Source organism: Streptomyces silvisoli, assembly GCF_029269905.1.
Classification (GTDB): Bacteria; Actinomycetota; Actinomycetes; order Streptomycetales; family Streptomycetaceae; genus Streptantibioticus_A; species Streptantibioticus_A silvisoli_A.
In genome coordinates, this window is record NZ_JARJBC010000009.1 from 107,529 (window position 1) to 122,376 (window position 14,848).

The 14,848-nt window shown below is 69.9% G+C and carries 11 protein-coding genes, 3 tRNA genes and 2 pseudogenes; 8 read left to right on the forward strand and 8 right to left on the reverse strand.

Annotated features, from left to right (window positions below; all coding sequences use genetic code 11):
* Position 1 precedes the first annotated feature (1 nt).
* Positions 2–778, reverse strand: coding sequence for a response regulator transcription factor (locus tag P3G67_RS16610; protein ID WP_276094281.1), 777 nt, complete (start codon positions 776–778; stop codon positions 2–4).
* Between the two features lie 201 nt (positions 779–979).
* Here P3G67_RS16610 and P3G67_RS16615 point away from each other — a divergent pair, with 201 nt between their 5' ends.
* The 3 genes from P3G67_RS16615 to P3G67_RS16625 all read left to right on the forward strand — a co-directional run bounded on the left by P3G67_RS16615 (position 980) and on the right by P3G67_RS16625 (position 2,879).
* Positions 980–1,843 (forward strand): LLM class F420-dependent oxidoreductase, encoded by an 864-nt coding sequence (locus P3G67_RS16615; protein ID WP_276094184.1) that lies wholly within the window; start codon positions 980–982, stop codon positions 1,841–1,843.
* A gap of 68 nt (positions 1,844–1,911) precedes the next feature.
* Positions 1,912–2,325: a VOC family protein gene (locus P3G67_RS16620; RefSeq protein WP_276094185.1), complete on the forward strand. Its 414-nt coding sequence runs from the start codon at positions 1,912–1,914 to the stop codon at positions 2,323–2,325.
* Complete coding sequence (locus P3G67_RS16625; RefSeq protein WP_276094186.1) at positions 2,322–2,879, forward strand: NADPH-dependent FMN reductase; 558 nt, start codon at positions 2,322–2,324, stop codon at positions 2,877–2,879. The genes P3G67_RS16620 and P3G67_RS16625 overlap by 4 nt, the downstream gene beginning before the upstream one ends.
* 21 nt (positions 2,880–2,900) lie before the next feature.
* On the opposite strand, the gene P3G67_RS16630 is transcribed toward P3G67_RS16625, so the two are convergent.
* On the reverse strand, positions 2,901–3,677 hold the full coding sequence (locus P3G67_RS16630; protein WP_391858273.1) for an alpha/beta fold hydrolase: 777 nt from the start codon (positions 3,675–3,677) through the stop codon (positions 2,901–2,903).
* 92 nt (positions 3,678–3,769) lie between these two features.
* On the opposite strand from P3G67_RS16630, the gene P3G67_RS16635 reads away from it, so the two are divergent.
* Positions 3,770–4,402: a TetR/AcrR family transcriptional regulator gene (locus P3G67_RS16635; RefSeq protein ID WP_269855288.1), complete on the forward strand. Its 633-nt coding sequence runs from the start codon at positions 3,770–3,772 to the stop codon at positions 4,400–4,402.
* 67 nt (positions 4,403–4,469) lie between these two features.
* Here P3G67_RS16635 and P3G67_RS16640 read toward each other — a convergent pair.
* Positions 4,470–4,546: transfer RNA gene (locus tag P3G67_RS16640), tRNA-Met, on the reverse strand.
* A gap of 247 nt (positions 4,547–4,793) precedes the next feature.
* Here P3G67_RS16640 and P3G67_RS16645 point away from each other — a divergent pair.
* Positions 4,794–4,994: a hypothetical protein gene (locus P3G67_RS16645; RefSeq protein ID WP_269855289.1), complete on the forward strand. Its 201-nt coding sequence runs from the start codon at positions 4,794–4,796 to the stop codon at positions 4,992–4,994.
* Positions 4,995–5,257: 263 nt separating this feature from the next.
* Here P3G67_RS16645 and P3G67_RS16650 read toward each other — a convergent pair whose 3' ends face one another.
* From P3G67_RS16650 to P3G67_RS16660, 3 genes and pseudogenes are all read right to left on the reverse strand, one after another.
* Positions 5,258–5,602, reverse strand: a complete 345-nt coding sequence (locus P3G67_RS16650) for a VOC family protein (RefSeq protein WP_276094188.1) — start codon at positions 5,600–5,602, stop codon at positions 5,258–5,260.
* Positions 5,603–5,980: 378 nt separating this feature from the next.
* Positions 5,981–6,460 (reverse strand): NUDIX hydrolase, encoded by a 480-nt coding sequence (locus P3G67_RS16655; protein WP_276094282.1) that lies wholly within the window; start codon positions 6,458–6,460, stop codon positions 5,981–5,983.
* Between the two features lie 51 nt (positions 6,461–6,511).
* Positions 6,512–7,707 (reverse strand): annotated as a pseudogene (locus P3G67_RS16660) (transcriptional regulator); the annotation flags it as partial.
* A gap of 899 nt (positions 7,708–8,606) precedes the next feature.
* On the opposite strand from P3G67_RS16660, the pseudogene P3G67_RS16665 reads away from it, so the two are divergent.
* Positions 8,607–9,783: pseudogene (locus P3G67_RS16665) on the forward strand (methyltransferase domain-containing protein).
* Positions 9,784–9,923: 140 nt separating this feature from the next.
* Here the strand turns inward: P3G67_RS16665 and P3G67_RS16670 are convergent.
* Together P3G67_RS16670 and P3G67_RS16675 are read right to left on the reverse strand one after the other, a co-directional pair.
* Positions 9,924–9,996, reverse strand: a tRNA-Arg gene (locus tag P3G67_RS16670).
* A 198-nt stretch (positions 9,997–10,194) separates the two neighbouring features.
* Positions 10,195–10,284, reverse strand: a tRNA-Ser gene (locus P3G67_RS16675).
* 234 nt (positions 10,285–10,518) lie between these two features.
* On the opposite strand from P3G67_RS16675, the gene P3G67_RS16680 reads away from it, so the two are divergent.
* Complete coding sequence (locus P3G67_RS16680; protein ID WP_276094189.1) at positions 10,519–11,040, forward strand: SSI family serine proteinase inhibitor; 522 nt, start codon at positions 10,519–10,521, stop codon at positions 11,038–11,040.
* 347 nt (positions 11,041–11,387) lie between these two features.
* Positions 11,388–14,801 (forward strand): response regulator, encoded by a 3,414-nt coding sequence (locus P3G67_RS16685; RefSeq protein ID WP_276094190.1) that lies wholly within the window; start codon positions 11,388–11,390, stop codon positions 14,799–14,801.
* The last annotated feature ends 47 nt before the right edge of the window (positions 14,802–14,848 follow it).

Sequence of the window (14,848 nt, forward strand, 5' to 3'; positions counted from 1 at the left end):
ATCACCCGACTTCGGCGGGCTTGATCAGATATCCGGCGCCACGCCGGGTGTGGATCATCGGCGCCCGCCCAGCATCGATCTTGCGCCGCAGGTACGAGATGTACAGCTCGACCACATTGGCCTGACCGCCGAAGTCATAGCTCCACACCCGGTCCAGGATCTGGGCCTTGCTGAGCACCCGGCGCGGGTTGCGCATCAGGTACCGCAGCAGTTCGAACTCGGTGGCGGTGAGGTGGATGGAACGTCCGGCGCGGCTGACCTCATGGCTGTCCTCGTCCAGCGTGAGATCCCCGACGACCAGCAGCGACTCCGAGCGGATGGCCGCCGCCCCGGACCGGCGCAGCAGCCCGCGCAGCCGGGCCACCACCTCTTCGAGGCTGAAGGGCTTGGTCACGTAGTCGTCGCCGCCCGCGGTGAGCCCGGCGATCCGGTCCTCCACGGCGTCCTTGGCGGTCAGGAACAGCACGGGCACATCGGGCAGTTCACGGCGCAGCCGGGAGAGCACGTCGAGCCCGTCGGCGTCGGGCAGCACGATGTCCAGCACCACCGCGTCGGGCAGGAAGTCACGCGCGGCCCGCAGCGCGGCGCCGCCGTCGGCCTCGGTGCGCACTTCCCAGCCCTCGTAGCGCAGCGCCATGGAGAGCAGATCGGCGAGCGCCGACTCGTCGTCCACGACGAGCACCCTGACCGGCGATCCGTCGGGTCGCAGCAGTTCGGTACGCCCCCCGGTCACGGGCGCGGCGGCGGTCTGACTGGTGGCGGTCCGGCTGGCGCCCATGGCGGTCCGGCCGCTCTGCGTGGAAGAAGGAATGGCAGGCATGGCCAACACCTTCGACCGCGCCGGTGAGAGCATCCTTTCCCCAATCTGTGAGTTGTCTGAGAAACTTCTGGCCGCCGCGTTGAGGAATAGCCGGAGGAAACCTCCGGTTGTCGCTGCCAAAAGGCATCACAAGCCACACCGCAACGGAGGGAACGAGCCATGGCGCTGGGACGGTACGGAATCTGGAGCATCGAACTGCGGGCGCAGCCCAACGCGGACAACGGCGAGGTCATCGAGGCCGTACAGGAACTGGAGGAGCTGGGGTACGGCGCCCTGTGGATCGGCGGCAACAGCGACATCTCCCATGCCGCCCCGCTGGTCGAAGCCACCTCCTCGATCGTCCTGGCCACCGGCATCCTCAGCATCTGGGAGCACGACCCGGCCGATGTCGCGGCACGCCACACCGCACTGACCGCCGCGCACCCCGGCCGTTTCCTCCTTGGCCTCGGCGCCAGCCACGCCAAGCTGGCCGCCGCCTACGAGCGGCCGTACTCGAAGATGGTCAGCTACCTCGACGCGCTCGACGAGGCCGAGCCCCCGGTGCCCGTCAACGAGCGTGTACTGGCCGCCCTCGGCCCGAAGATGCTCAAGCTCGCCGCCGACCGGGCGGTCGGCGCCCACCCCTACCTGGTCACGGCGGAGCACACCGCCGAGGCCCGCTCCACCCTCGGCGAAAGCGCCCTGCTGGCACCGGAGTTGAAGGTCGTCCTCGAACCCGACCCGGAGCGCGCCCGTGCCATCGCCCGGGACTACCTTGCCCACTACCTCGCCCTGCCCAACTACACCAACAACTTCCTCCGCCTCGGCTTCACCGAGGACGACTTCGCGAACGGCGGCAGCGACCGGCTGGTGGACGCGGTCGTCGCCTGGGGCGACGCGGAGCGGGTACGCGCCCGGACCGACGAATTCCTGGCGGCGGGTGCCGACCACCTCGCCCTGCAACTCGTCGAGCCCTCCGACGCCAAGGGCCTGCCTCGGGAGGGCTACCGCCGCCTTGCCGAGGTGCTGAGGCTCAAGGGCTGAGCGCTCTGGCAACCTACCCTCGGACCCGGCCCGTCGGCCCTGCCGCCCAACTCCCCCTGGAGTAGCCCATGCGCGTGATCGGCTTCGACCATCTCGTCCTCAACGTCACCGACATCGAACGCTCACTGGCCTTCTACGGCGGCCAGCTCGGCCTGGCGCCGGTCCGCGTGGACGAATGGCGCGCGGGCGAGGCACCCTTCCCCTCGGTACGGGTGAGCCCGACGACGATCATCGACCTCGTCCAGCGCCCGGACGGCTCCGCCCAGGGGTCCAACGTCGACCACATCTGTCTGGTCGTGGAACCCCTCGACTGGCAACAGGTCGTCGACTCCGGCGAGTTCACCATCCTCGACGGCCCCGGCTCCCGCTTCGGCGCCCGCGGCACCGCCCAGTCCCTCTACGTCCGCGACCCGGACGGCAACACGGTGGAACTCCGGTGGTACCCCGTGGAGGGGGATGCGGAGAATACGGTTCTCTCATGACGCTCCTCGCGATATCCGGCAGCCTGCGGGCGGCCTCTTCCAATGGTGTGCTGCTGGGTGCGGTGCTCGAACTGGCGCGGGCTGGGGGTTGGGACGGCACGGCGGTGGCCGGGATCGGCGAACTACCGCTGTTCAACCCCGACTTGGACGGCGTGGATGCCATCGCGCCCGAGGCCGTGGATGCGTTGCGCCAGGCGGTGGCCCGTGCCGACGCGGTGGTGATCGTCAGTCCGGAGTACGCGCATGGCGTTCCGGGCGCGCTGAAGAACGCGCTCGACTGGCTGGTGAGCAGTGCGGAGTTCGTGGACAAGCCGGTGGCGGTGATCACCGCTTCGGCGAGCGGCGGCGCGTACGCCAACGCGCAGTTGCGTGAGACGTTGCGCATGATGACGGCCACGGTCGTCGAAGGGGCCTGCCTCACCGTTCCCGGCGCCGCCGCCAAGATCGACCATGCGACCGGTGACGTCACCGATGACGCCCTCCGTGAGGAGTTGCGCGGGGCGCTCGGCGCGCTGCGGACGGCCGTGCGGTCCGCGAGCGCGGCGGCGGACTGAGCGCTTCGTCGGTACGCCGGGTCAGACGATGAAGTCCCTTATGAGCTCCACCAGTTCGTCGGGGCGCTCGTAGATCACCATGTGCCCGCTGTCCAGTTCCTCGTAGCGGCTGTCCCGTATCGCCTTGTGCAACTGCCGTGTGTAGGTGACCGGCACCATCTGGTCCCGGGTCGCGCCTATGACCAGGGTGGGCGTGGTGATCTCGGGCAGTAGTGCGCTGATGTCCAGTTCGGCGTCGAGGTCTATCTGGCGCCGGATGCCCTCCGGGAAACTGGTCTCCGCCACGGTCCGCTCGACCGCCGCGTCCCCGGCACCGTCCAGCCAGGCCGGGGACCAGCCCTCGGCGGTGACGAAGCGCGCGAACAGCGCCGGATCCGCCGACCACAGCCGCCGCCAGAGGTCGAACGCCAGGCGCTGCCTCGGCCCGGTGATCGCCCACCCGGCCACCAGCACCAGCCTGCTGACCATTTCGGGCCGAACGGCCGCCAGGGCCGCCGCCACGCCGGCGCCGAGCGAGAACCCCACCACGGCCACCGGCCCCGGCACCCCCGAGTCCACGATCGCCGCCTCCACCTGCCGGGCAAGGCCCTCGACGGTCAGCGGGCCGCCGGAGTCCTTCGTACCGCCACTGCCCGAGTAGTTGGGTGTGATCACCGTGTGCCGATCGGAGAAGCGGTCCACCAGATGCCCGTAGTTGCTCTCCGCGTCGCCGCCGGTGCCGTGCACCAGCACCAGCCCGGGACCGTTGCCCGCCGTCGCGGACTCCACCAGGTCCGTAGCGTTCGCCACGTATCGCATGGCACACCCCTCCCGTTGCCGCGACCATTCCATAATGACCGCTACACAAAGACCATAGCACGCTGGCTATCGATCGCTATAGAATTTCCACCATGACCGGAACACAGCCGCGGCAGCGGCGGGAGGAGAAGGAGCGGCCGAAGGGCCGCCCCCGCAGCTTCGACCGGGAGACGGCGCTGGAGCGGGCCCTCACCCTCTTCTGGCAGCACGGGTACGAGGCCACCTCGATCTCCGGACTGACCAAGGCCATGGGCATCAGCCCGCCCAGCCTCTACGCCGCCTTCGGCGACAAGCGCTCGCTGTTCGAAGAGGCCGTCGCCCGGTACCAGGAGTCGTACGGCGCCTTCACTCCCCACGCGCTCGCCGAGGAGTCCACCGCCCGGAGCGCGATGGAGCGCGTACTGCGTGAGGCCGCCGCCGAGTTCACCACCCCCGGACGGCCACGCGGCTGCCTGGTGGTCTCCGCCGCCGTCAACTGCGGGCCGGAGTCCGGCGATGTGGAGGAGGCACTGCGCGCCCAGCGTGAAGCGGGCATGCGCGCGATGCGCGACCGCATCACCTCCGGCGTCCGCACCGGCGAACTCCCCGCCGACACCGACACGGAGGCCCTGGCCCAGTACTACGCCGCGGTCTTCCAGGGCATGTCCACCCAGGCCCGCGACGGCGCGACCCGCGAACAGCTCGAAGCCCTGGCCGAACTGGCCATGCGCGCCTGGCCGAAGTGAGCGCGGAACCCAGGGCGTACGGAAAACGCCACGGTCCCGGCACTCGTGAGTGCCGGGACCGTGGCCTTGGTAGCGGGGACAGGATTTGAACCTGCGACCTCTGGGTTATGAGCCCAGCGAGCTACCGAGCTGCTCCACCCCGCGTCGGTGAACACCACCTTACAGGTATCGGGACCCGTCGGTGCACCACACCCCCACCGGGACGCCGCACGGGGCGCTCGACGCACAAGAGAGGCGCACGCCCCACACCCAACGCGCGGGCGCACGTGAACAGGCCGGGGGGGTATGCCCAGTGCTCTACCGACAGCCGCAAGGCCCTGTCATCATTCACCCTCAGGAGGAGACGTGACCTGTCCCATGTGCGGCTCGACGGACGGCAGGCAACTCAACAATGGAAACTGGCAGTGCAACAAGTGCGGAGCGGTCACGGCAGGCCAGGGCCGCGTGGGAAGCCCTGGATCCCGAGACGCGTGAGCGCGTGCCGTTCCTGTCGCCCGAGGAGTTCACGGTGGCCGACGGCGAGGAGTCGGCCCAGCAGTGGCAGCGCTTCGTCGACGTCCTCGACCGCGCGGAACGCCACGAGGGGCTGTAGCCGAGGACCGCGTTCCGCCCGCACCGGCCACCGAACTCACCGCGCGCACAGCGGCCTCGCGCCGCGCACAGCGGCCTCGCGCCGCGCCCTTTGACGGTTCGGCCGAGGTAGTCGTCCGGCGACAGGGAATCTCGACCGGTCGCGCGTTCGGTCCGCAGTGCGGTCCGCCCTTGGTCCCGGCACCACGCACAGCGTGATCGCCCGCGCCCCTCACTGTCAGGCGTGGCTGACGGCTGCCTCGCCCTTCTACCTCGTCACGGGGCTCACGGCTGCTGGCGGAGCCCGATGACGTTGCCGTCCGCGTCCTTGACGGACGCGACCAGCAGGCCGCCGCCGACGTCATGCGGCTGTTCGTCGGACTCAGCGCCAGCGGCGAGAAGGGCCTGGTAGGCGGCGGCGATGTCGGGCACGTCGCGGAAGCAGACCGGGCCGGTGAGGCCGCGCTCCTGGCCGTCGGGGACGAGGCCGATCTGCTGGCCGCCCAGCTCGAAGCCGACGTAGTACGGCGAGTCCGTCGTCGGCTCGACGCCGAGGAACGTCCCGAAGAGCGCCTTGGCCCGGGCCAGGTCCTTGACGTGGTAGATGATCACGCTGATGCCACTGCTCATGACGTGGGTGCTCCTGCTTTTCGGGGTTGATCCTGCGGCGGACCTGCGGGTTCCGCCGGCGATCCCAGCGTAGGCACGGGGTGCGGGCGGCCGCTTCTCCGAAACTGACCGATCAGCCGGTGCAGGCGGCCGCGTCGCGGCCGTCCTTTCTGAGCGGGTCGCCCAGCTCGCCCTCGGGCAGCTCCGGCTCCTCAACCTCACCGGGCAATACTCGGCAGGATTCGAACCTGCAACCTTCTGATCCGTCAGGATCGGGCAACTCCCTGCCGGTGGCCTCGGCGGCCTGGCGACTTGGATGTGAGAATAAGCACTTGGCAGGCATCGTGTGCGGTCGTTGCCGTCAGCGTTGCCGTCATTCCGCAGCCGGACAGAATCGAGCTATCCGAGGCGCATGTGGTGCAGCAGCAGTAGGGCAGCTGCCGCGTTCGACGCCCGCACCTCGCCGCGTGCCACCAGCTCCGGTACCTCCTTGAGGGGCACCCACTCACGGCGCTCCGACTCGAAGTCGTCTGCCGGGTGCCCCACGTAGTCGGCGCCTTCGGCCCAGTAGACGTGGTGTCGGGCGTCCGAGAGGCCGTTCGAGGGCTCGACAGTCAGTAGGTGGTGCATGGGGCCGACGGGTCGCCATCCGGTCTCTTCGAGCATCTCGCGGGCCGCTGCGGCTTCGAGGTCTTCGCCATCCTCAACGACCCCGGCGGCGATCTCCCAGCCCCATGAGTCTGGAATGAACCGGTGTCGCCAGAGCAGAAGCACTTCGTTCTTCTCATTCACGGCGGTGCCCAAGGCGACGGGCCGCTGTCGGATCAGGTAGTGGTCAAGGTGGCGTCCGTCAGGCAGCTCAACGTCGGCGAGGTTCACGCAGAGCCACGGGTTTTGTACACAGTGTGCTCGCTCAGGTTCTTCCAGACCGACACGCGCTGCGCCTTCCACTCGGTTACGGAGCCATCCCAGCATGCGTTGCACGTTCGTCAAGGTCGCAAGCCGGTGGACTCGCCCCCGGGCATGTGACTGGGTACGGACCGCTTCGAGGGCGTACTCCTGGGCGGGGTTCATGTCCCTAGGCTCATGAGTGCCTCTGCAAGCTGTGCTTCGACAAGCCCTGGTTGAACGTATCCCGTCTCGGCTGGCTCATCATCCCGGCGGATCTTCGCGGCGCGGGTCTCTGCGAGCAGCATGCAGCGATGGGCGCTCGCCGGGTCGCCCACGCGGGCGTATGCCTTGGCCTGCATGGCGTGGAGGTCAGTGGCCAAAGCGTGGGAGATGTGCGGGCCAGCGGTACGGAGCCCGGCTTCGGCGAAGGCTACGGCTTGGCGGTACTCCTTGAGAAAGATCGACTGGTTCACCAGTAGTGCGATGACGTAACCGCCGAATGCCCGGTCGCTGCTGGCCTTGGCAAGACGTAATGCCTGGTGGAAGTAGCGCTGCGCGAGGCCCTGGGTGTCGCTGTCGTAGCTACAGATCCCTGCGACGGCCACAAGACCACCAACGGCGCGGTGCAGCTCCCGCCCGGTCTGGTCGGAATACGACCCACGTAGGAGAGGGGCGGTCTCCGAGTTCAGATAGTTGATGATGCGGCTGCGCGTGGCCACACCACCGGCCTTTCGGTACATCTGCTCGTAGTGCGTACGCGCAGTGCGCAAGACATCGACATCGGCCAGCCCCACCCGGGGCGTCCCGGGTCGCGACACGTCGATGTCGTCCGGCGGGTTCTCCCACTCCCACACTGGTGCGACCGCAGGCAGTCCCGTGATGGCCGGTGCTTGCCGAAGGTCTGGCCGTTGCTGCTGGTCCCCGCGCCATAGAGCCGTCGCCCGCTCGATGAACCCGCTCAGCTCGCCGCTTGGCGCCTGCATCCTGTGGGATTTCCCCATGCCAATGTCATCGGCGGTAATGGGCCGCTTCAGGCGTTCGCTGAGGACATCGCAGATCAGGTCCGGCACCACTCCACGTGGGCGTTGGCCCCGTAGCCAGCGGATGACCGAGGCGTGGTCGTAGCGGGTCGATTTCCCGCGTGCTCGCGCAGCATGGTTCACCCTCGTTGCCAGGCCGACGCGGGACATTCCCGCCTCGTCAAGTAGGGCGTCCAACAGGGTGTTTGGCTCCATGTGGCCCCCAAATCACTCAGTGCGATTGAGAGTAGCGAAGTCGGATTCACACAGTGTGTGAATGCCCCAACGCCAGGCGACCTTGACACACACTCCCGCTCGCCCGTCGCAGGAGAAACCCTTGGTGCAGGCGAAGCGCCCGGCGAGCAACACGGCAACGGGCAGGTCAACGACTCCGGAGGTGGGCACATGGCTGCGTATGACCCAGCGTACGGCTGGCGGTTGGACCGTGTTCACGGCAAGCGCGTTGAGCGACTCTCCGATGGTTCGGTGTCCTTGCCCCTTTCGGTCGTCTTGAACGGGAAGCCTCGCGGTGATGGGCAGTTGCGGATGAGCCTGGTGGAGGTGGAAGTCCTACATGCCGAGTTGTGCCGCGCGTTGGGAGGAGACGGTCCGCATGGCGGTCCTCCTGCCTGCCGGGACTCCCGTCCTGCATCCACCGTTCGATTGGGGCTGTGATGGCGTTAGTTCGCTTGATCGGGCGGTACTCAGGCGTCCTGTTCATGATCGGAATCAGCGCCTCTTGCGGCTTGGCGGTCGGGCTGTCCTTCGCGGCGTCGTCGCCCCCGTAGACCGGTCCGCCTTGGGCAAGCGTCCGCTTCTTCTCGCGGGCAGTAATCACCTCGTTTCCGTCCAGGGCGGACTATTCAACTCCCGTACCGGCCGCTCGTCCTGGGGCGGAAAGTGGGCGGCTGGTGCGGGTCAGCGAGTACTCATCAACATCTGACCAGTGGAAGGAGAGAGCGGATGTTCAACGTGCAGATCGTTACTGCTGCCGATGGCGGCCATGGCGGAGGAGGAGGGGACGGGGGCGACGGACACCCGGGTACGCCCTGGACGCCGCCTACTCCCTCCCCTGACGGCGACACGCCGCCTGGCGATGGGACGCACCGCAAGTGATGTCCGACTCTGTATGGGTGGACCGTCCTGGCCGAAAGGAGCTGGGGCGGCTCCTCCTTGAAACGCGCGCGCTGACATCCGACTGGGCTCCGACGTTCGCGGCCGTTGACCGAGCCGTCTTCCTCCCCGAGCTGATGTGGCCCTACGACATGAGCGCAGGGAAGAGTGTCGCGGTGGATCGGGCCGCTGACCCTGACGCGTGGTACGAGGCAGCAGACAGCAACGTGCCCATCGTGACGCAGTGGGACGACGGCACGCACAGGGGCACCGAGCCGGGCGAGTTGTCCACTAGCTCGTCGTCCATGCCTTCGGTCGTGTACGCGATGCTTCAGACCCTGGCGGTGGAGGAGGACATGCGGGTCCTCGACATCGGCACGGGCACGGGTGAAACGGCCGGAGCCTTGTTCCACCGATGCCGACATGGGCAGATCACCACGGTTGAGGTAGACCCTTACGTCTCACGCCGTGCACGTGAACGGCTGTGCGCGGCCGGCCTCTACCCAGATGTCGTCGTGGGCGACGGGTTCGAGGGCTGTGCCGACAACGCGCCCTATGACCGCATCCTGGTCACCGTGGGACTTCGAGAGGTCCCTGGAACGTGGATCGAACAGACCCGTCCCGGCGGGCTGATCGTTGCGCCGTGGGGGACGCACTACTCCAACGCGGATGCCGTGGCTCGCCTGGTCGTGCAAGACGGCATGGCCTCCGGACACTTCACGCGGCCGGTGGAGTTCATGAAGATGCGCGCTCAGCGGCCGTCTCCAATTGACCACACCGAGTACGTTCCGGCGGATGTCTTGGCCGACGCTGATACGTCAGCTACGGCTATCACAGAGGCGGAGTTCGTCCGGGGGGCAGTACACCGCCGTTCAGTTCGCCGTGGGGCTTCGCGTGCCCGGTTGCACCCATGCGGTTGCTGAGAAACGCGATGGTCGCCGGTCTGTGTGGTTCTACGGGCTGGATGACCGGTCCTGGGCGGTGGTGATGTTCCGGGACGGCGAAAAAGAGGCGTTGGTATGGCAGTCAGGGCCGCGTCGGCTGTGGGACGAAGTCGAGGCGGCTTACCGCTGGTGGGTCGACCGTGGCGAACCGGACCACACGCGGTTCGGCCTCACCATCACGCCTGGGGGACAGCGAGCTTGGCTGGACGATCCAGCGGATTCCTGGGCCGTGTGATCCGTGGGCGCTGAGCGCGGTTACCGCTCCCATGGACGACCAGTTCGGGGCAGGGTCTAGGAACGGTTGCCGTCAACCACTGCCGTCACGCCTAATGCAAGAGGCCCTGTCGATCTCTCGACAGGGCCTCTGAGCTGCTGTGCACTCGGCAGGATTCGAACCTGCAACCTTCTGATCCGTAGTCAGATGCTCTATCCGTTGAGCTACGAGTGCTTGGCTTCCCGGTTTTTCTTGCCGGTCGGCGTTGCGGGAACAACATTACATGAACCCCGCCGTCAGGCGAAATCCATTCCCCGGACCCTCACTGACCTGCGGAAACGCCGCAACGAGCCGGTGTGGGGCGAGGGGCGGACGGGTCGGAGAAGCGCGACAGCCCCGTCCGGAGAATCCGGACGGGGCTGTCGGCAAGAGCGGAGGCTCCGGGATTTGAACCCGGGATGGGCGATTAACCCAAACCGCATTAGCAGTGCGGCGCCATAGACCAGACTAGGCGAAGCCTCCAGCACGCCCACGCGAGCGCAAGGCGTGTGCAGATGATGGCACATCCCCGAAGGGCGTTACCAATCGCAGCCTACGGTACAAGGACGCCGGTCGGGAGGGCAAAGCCGTTGCGAACCGGAGCGGCGACATGCCCACGATCGGGTGCAATGCCGGGGCAGCGCCGGGTGTGGGCGGTAAGGAGAGGCGCGTCCGCACCCTTCACTCCGGCGCATCGCCACCTCAGGGAGCCGCCCCATGTTCCGTCTCCGTGACCGTGCTCACACCAAGGGCCACGCTCGAACCCGTTCGCCGCGGGCGCTCGGCCGCTCGCTGTCCGCCACGGTGGTGCTGGCGCTGGCCGCCGTGCCGGTCCCGGCCTCCGCCGCCGCACGGATGCCGCTGCCCCTGCCGCTGCCGCTGCCCCTGCCCGAGGCGGCGGGCGACCAGCTGACCATCACGTACGACGACGGCAGCGGCGCCACCGTCACCAACACCCTCAGCTGCCACCCGGCCGGCGGCTCGCTGCCGAACGCGCAGGCGGCGTGCGACCGGCTCGACGCGCTCGACGGCCCGCTCGGACCCGTACCGCACGACCAGATGTGCACCGAGTTGTACGGCGGACCGCAGAGCGCGCGGATCACCGGAACCTGGCACGGGCGGCACGTCGAGGACACGTACAACAGGAACGACGGCTGCCAGGCCGCGCGCTGGCAGCGGATGGAGCCGGTACTGCCCGCGCCCGCGCCGGGCCGGGTGTCCGGTGCCCCGGTGCGCTGAGCCGCGCGGGCGCGCCGCCGAGCCAGCCGGGTACCGGAATCACCCGCGCCGCCAACCGCTCAGCGCACTCGCTCATCCCAGGCCGGGGAACGGTCCGGCGCGGGCAGGAACGATCCGGCTTGGTCGGCATTAGTCGGGGTTAGTCGGACCCGGACAAGATCGTCACGGAACCTCTTCTTCCTCTACGTCATCCGCCACCGTGCCCAGGAGCCCGCCCCTTACACTCCTGTGGTGACATGCCACGGGGGGAAGGGCAAGATGGGCCATCGGTGATAGCAGCCCGCGATCACCGAGCCAGCTGAGCAAAGAGCGGTACAGCAAGTGCGGTATCAGGGAGGACGCGTCTCGTGAGCAGCAGGCCATCCCGAGGCGCTGCTCGCCTCGCGGCAATACTCGACGCCCTCCCCGACGCCCTGCTACTGGTGAACGCCAACGGAACGGTCGTCAACGCCAACGCCATAGCCCTGGAAACGTTCGAGGCCCCCGGCACCGCACTGGTCGGTCGGGGTCTGCTCGACCTGCTGCCCGCCTTCGACTCCCGGCGCATCCCCGGTTCGATGCGCCGCCCGGACTCGGAGGAGGACCGGCGCACCAAGCCGACCCGGATGGTCGCCCGGCGCACCGACGGCAGTGAGTTCCCGGTCGAGGTGACCAGCGCCAACGTGGAGGACGGGCGCACCCCGTACGCCGATCCGCACCATCTGTACACCGGCGACGAACTGCTGATGCTGGTGGTGCGGGACCTGACCGGCACCCTTGACACCGAGGCCGAACTCGCCCGCCAGCAGCGGCAGACCGAGATGATCCTGCGCGCCGCCAGCGAGGGCGTGGTCGGCGTGGACACCGAGGGCAAGGTCGTCCTGGTCAACCCGGCCGCCGCGCAGATCCTCGGCTTCCGGGCCAGCGATCTGGGCGGCCAGGAGCTGCATCCGCTGATCCACCACTCCCGGGCCGACGGCAGCGCGCTGCCGTGGGAGGAGACGCCGCTCGCCGACACGCTGCGCTCGGGGCGCAAGCACCGGGTGCGCGGCCAGGTGCTGTGGACGAAGAACGGCCGCGCGGTACCGGTCGACCTCACCACCGCGCCGGTGCGCGAGGGCGACCAACTGGTCGGCGCGGTGATGTCGTTCACCGACCGCAGCCGCTTCGACGCGCTGGCGGCCCGGCACGCACAGCTGCGCGAGGTGCTGGACGCCTCGCTGCGCGCGCCGTTGGACGAGCTGCGCGGCGAGTTGTCCGGGCTGGCGGCCGACCCGGCCGGGCAGTTGTGGCCGGAGGCCAACCAGACGCTGCACCATCTGGCCGCCGGATACGCCCGGATGACCACGCTGATCGACAACGTGCTGGCCTTCCAGCGGCTGGACTCCGGCAAGGAGAAGCTGAACCGGGCGGCGGTCGGCCTTGACGACGTGGTCGCGGCGGGGGTGGAAGGGGCGATCGAGCTGATCGGCCCCGGCCGCGCGCAGTACGCGGTGCACGCGCCGCCGATCGAGGCGGTGGTCGACGGGCCCAGGCTGTCGCAGGCGATCGCGCACCTGATCGCCGACGTGGCGGGCGTGGACGCCACCGGACGCACCGCGGTGGTCGCCGGAGGTGGCGACTCCACGATCGTGGTCGCGGCGGCTCAGCGCGGCGACGTGGTACGGATCGAGGTGCGCGGCCCGCACAGCGGCGGCAGCCCGGTCCATCTGCCGATCACCCGCGGGATCGTTGAGCGGCACGGCGGAGTGCTGCAGACGCACGAGGTCCCCGGGCAGGGCGGCAGCGCCTATGTGCTTGAGGTGCCGGTCGACGAAGGCGGCGGTGACGCGGCGCACGGCAAGGCGGCGGCGCGGGACTCCGAGACGACGGTGCTGCCGATGCCGTCCGCCCCGGCGCGCGGCACCCAGGGCACGGCGGACGGGCCGAGGCCCGTCGACACGGCCGGGCAGAACACCGGGCGGGCGCCGCGGCCGCGGCGCCCGGTCCACGAGAGCAACGGCGGCCCCGGCGCGCCGATCGCGCTTCCGGCCGGACCCTCGGCGAACGCCGCCCCACAGGAGCAGCCCACCGGGCGGCGCCGTGCGCTGCGCCGTGCTGAGCCCGGTGGCGTCGAGCAGCCGCCCGCCCCGGACGGCGCCGCGGTGAACGAGGCCAACGGCTCCAACGCGGCCGGTCCGCAGGCCCAGGCCCGGCCGACCGGTCGCCGGGCCCGGCGCGCACTGTCCGAGGGCCAGCAGCCGGAACTGCCCGCGCTGCCCGCCGCGCAGAGCGATCCCGAACCAGCCGAGTCGCTGCGCGCTGCGCAGCAGGCCGAGTCCGGGCGCCCGGCCCTGCCCGCGCTGCCTGAACAGGCGACGGCCACGCCACGCGGACGCCGGGCGCGTCCCGGCGCGCTGCCGCAGGAGGCGGGTCCACGGCCCGCGCAGCCAGAACCGCTGGCGATCGAACCGGCGTTGCCGTCGGCCGCGGCGGAGCAAGCGCCCCGGCCGTCCGGCCGCCGGGCCAGGAAGCCCGCCGCCGGTCCGGAGCTGCCGCCTGCGCTGCCCCCGGCCGCCCAGGCCGTCGACGACCCCGTGCACCAGGGACTGCCGCAGGGCGAGGGCGAGAGCCCGGCGGACGCGGCACGTCCGGTCCCGCACCAGGTCAACGGCCAGCCCAATCCGCCCGGTTGGCAGGCCGCGAACGGAACGCCGCAGGCCGCCGAGTCGCCGCAGTCGGAGGGCCGGGCGATCAGCGTGCGGACGCTGGGGCAGGGTGTGGCGTACGCCCAGCCCGGGCAGCCGACGCCGCCCGGCGGGGTGCCCGCGGCGGGCAGTGGTTCCGGGCGGCGCCGCAAGCTGACCGCTCCCCCGCAGACGCAGACCGCCGAGCCCGCCCGGCAGCACCCGACGGACCAGGCCGCGGCGTCGAATCCGGCGTTCCAGGCCAGCGACAGCCAGGGCGAAGGCCAGGCGTTCGCCATAGGCGCGCCCGCCGAGGGGGACGAGGGCCCCGAGCATCTGGACGGCCCGAACGGCGCGGTGGAGGTCAGCGCCGCCCCGGCGGCGGACGGCGCGGCGGCGGAGCTGAGCAGTCCGCGTCGGCTGCTGGTCTGGCCTGAGCCCGATGTGTCGACCCGGCAGGCGCTGACCGACCGCGGCTACCGTCCGGTGACGGTGCGCTCGCGGGAGGAGGTGGACGCGCAGGTCGCCGAGTATCCGGCGGCGCTGTTCGTGGACCCGCTGACCGGGCCGATCACCCGCACCGCGTTGCAGTCGCTGCGGGCGGCGGCGGTGGCCGCGGAGGTTCCGGTGCTGGTGACGGCCGGGCTCGGGCAGGCGACACGGGAGGCGGCGTACGGCGCCGACCCGGCGGTGCTGCTCAAGGCGTTGGCGCCGCGCGACAGTGAGCAGCACCCGCCGCGGGTGCTGCTGGTGGAGAGCCACCAGGACATCGCCGCGGCGTTCACCGCGACCTTGGAGCGGCGCGGCATGCAGGTGGCGCACGCGGCGTCGGAGGGCGACGCGGCGACGCTCGCCGCGCAGTTGCGACCGAATCTGGTCGTGATGGATCTGATGCTGATCAGGCGGCGCCGGGTCGGGATCGTCGACTGGCTACGGGCGAACGGTCTGTTGAACCGCACCCCGCTCGTCGTCTACACCTCGGTGGACATCGAACCGGCCGAACTGCCACGCCTCGGATCCGGCGAGACGGTGCTGTTCCTCGCGGAACGTTCCACCAGCGCCGAGGTGCAGGGCCGGATCGTGGACCTGCTGAGCAAGATCGGCACCGAGCTGTAGGACGGTCCGGCGGTCAGCGACCGCCGGACCGTGCCAACCACCGGGCG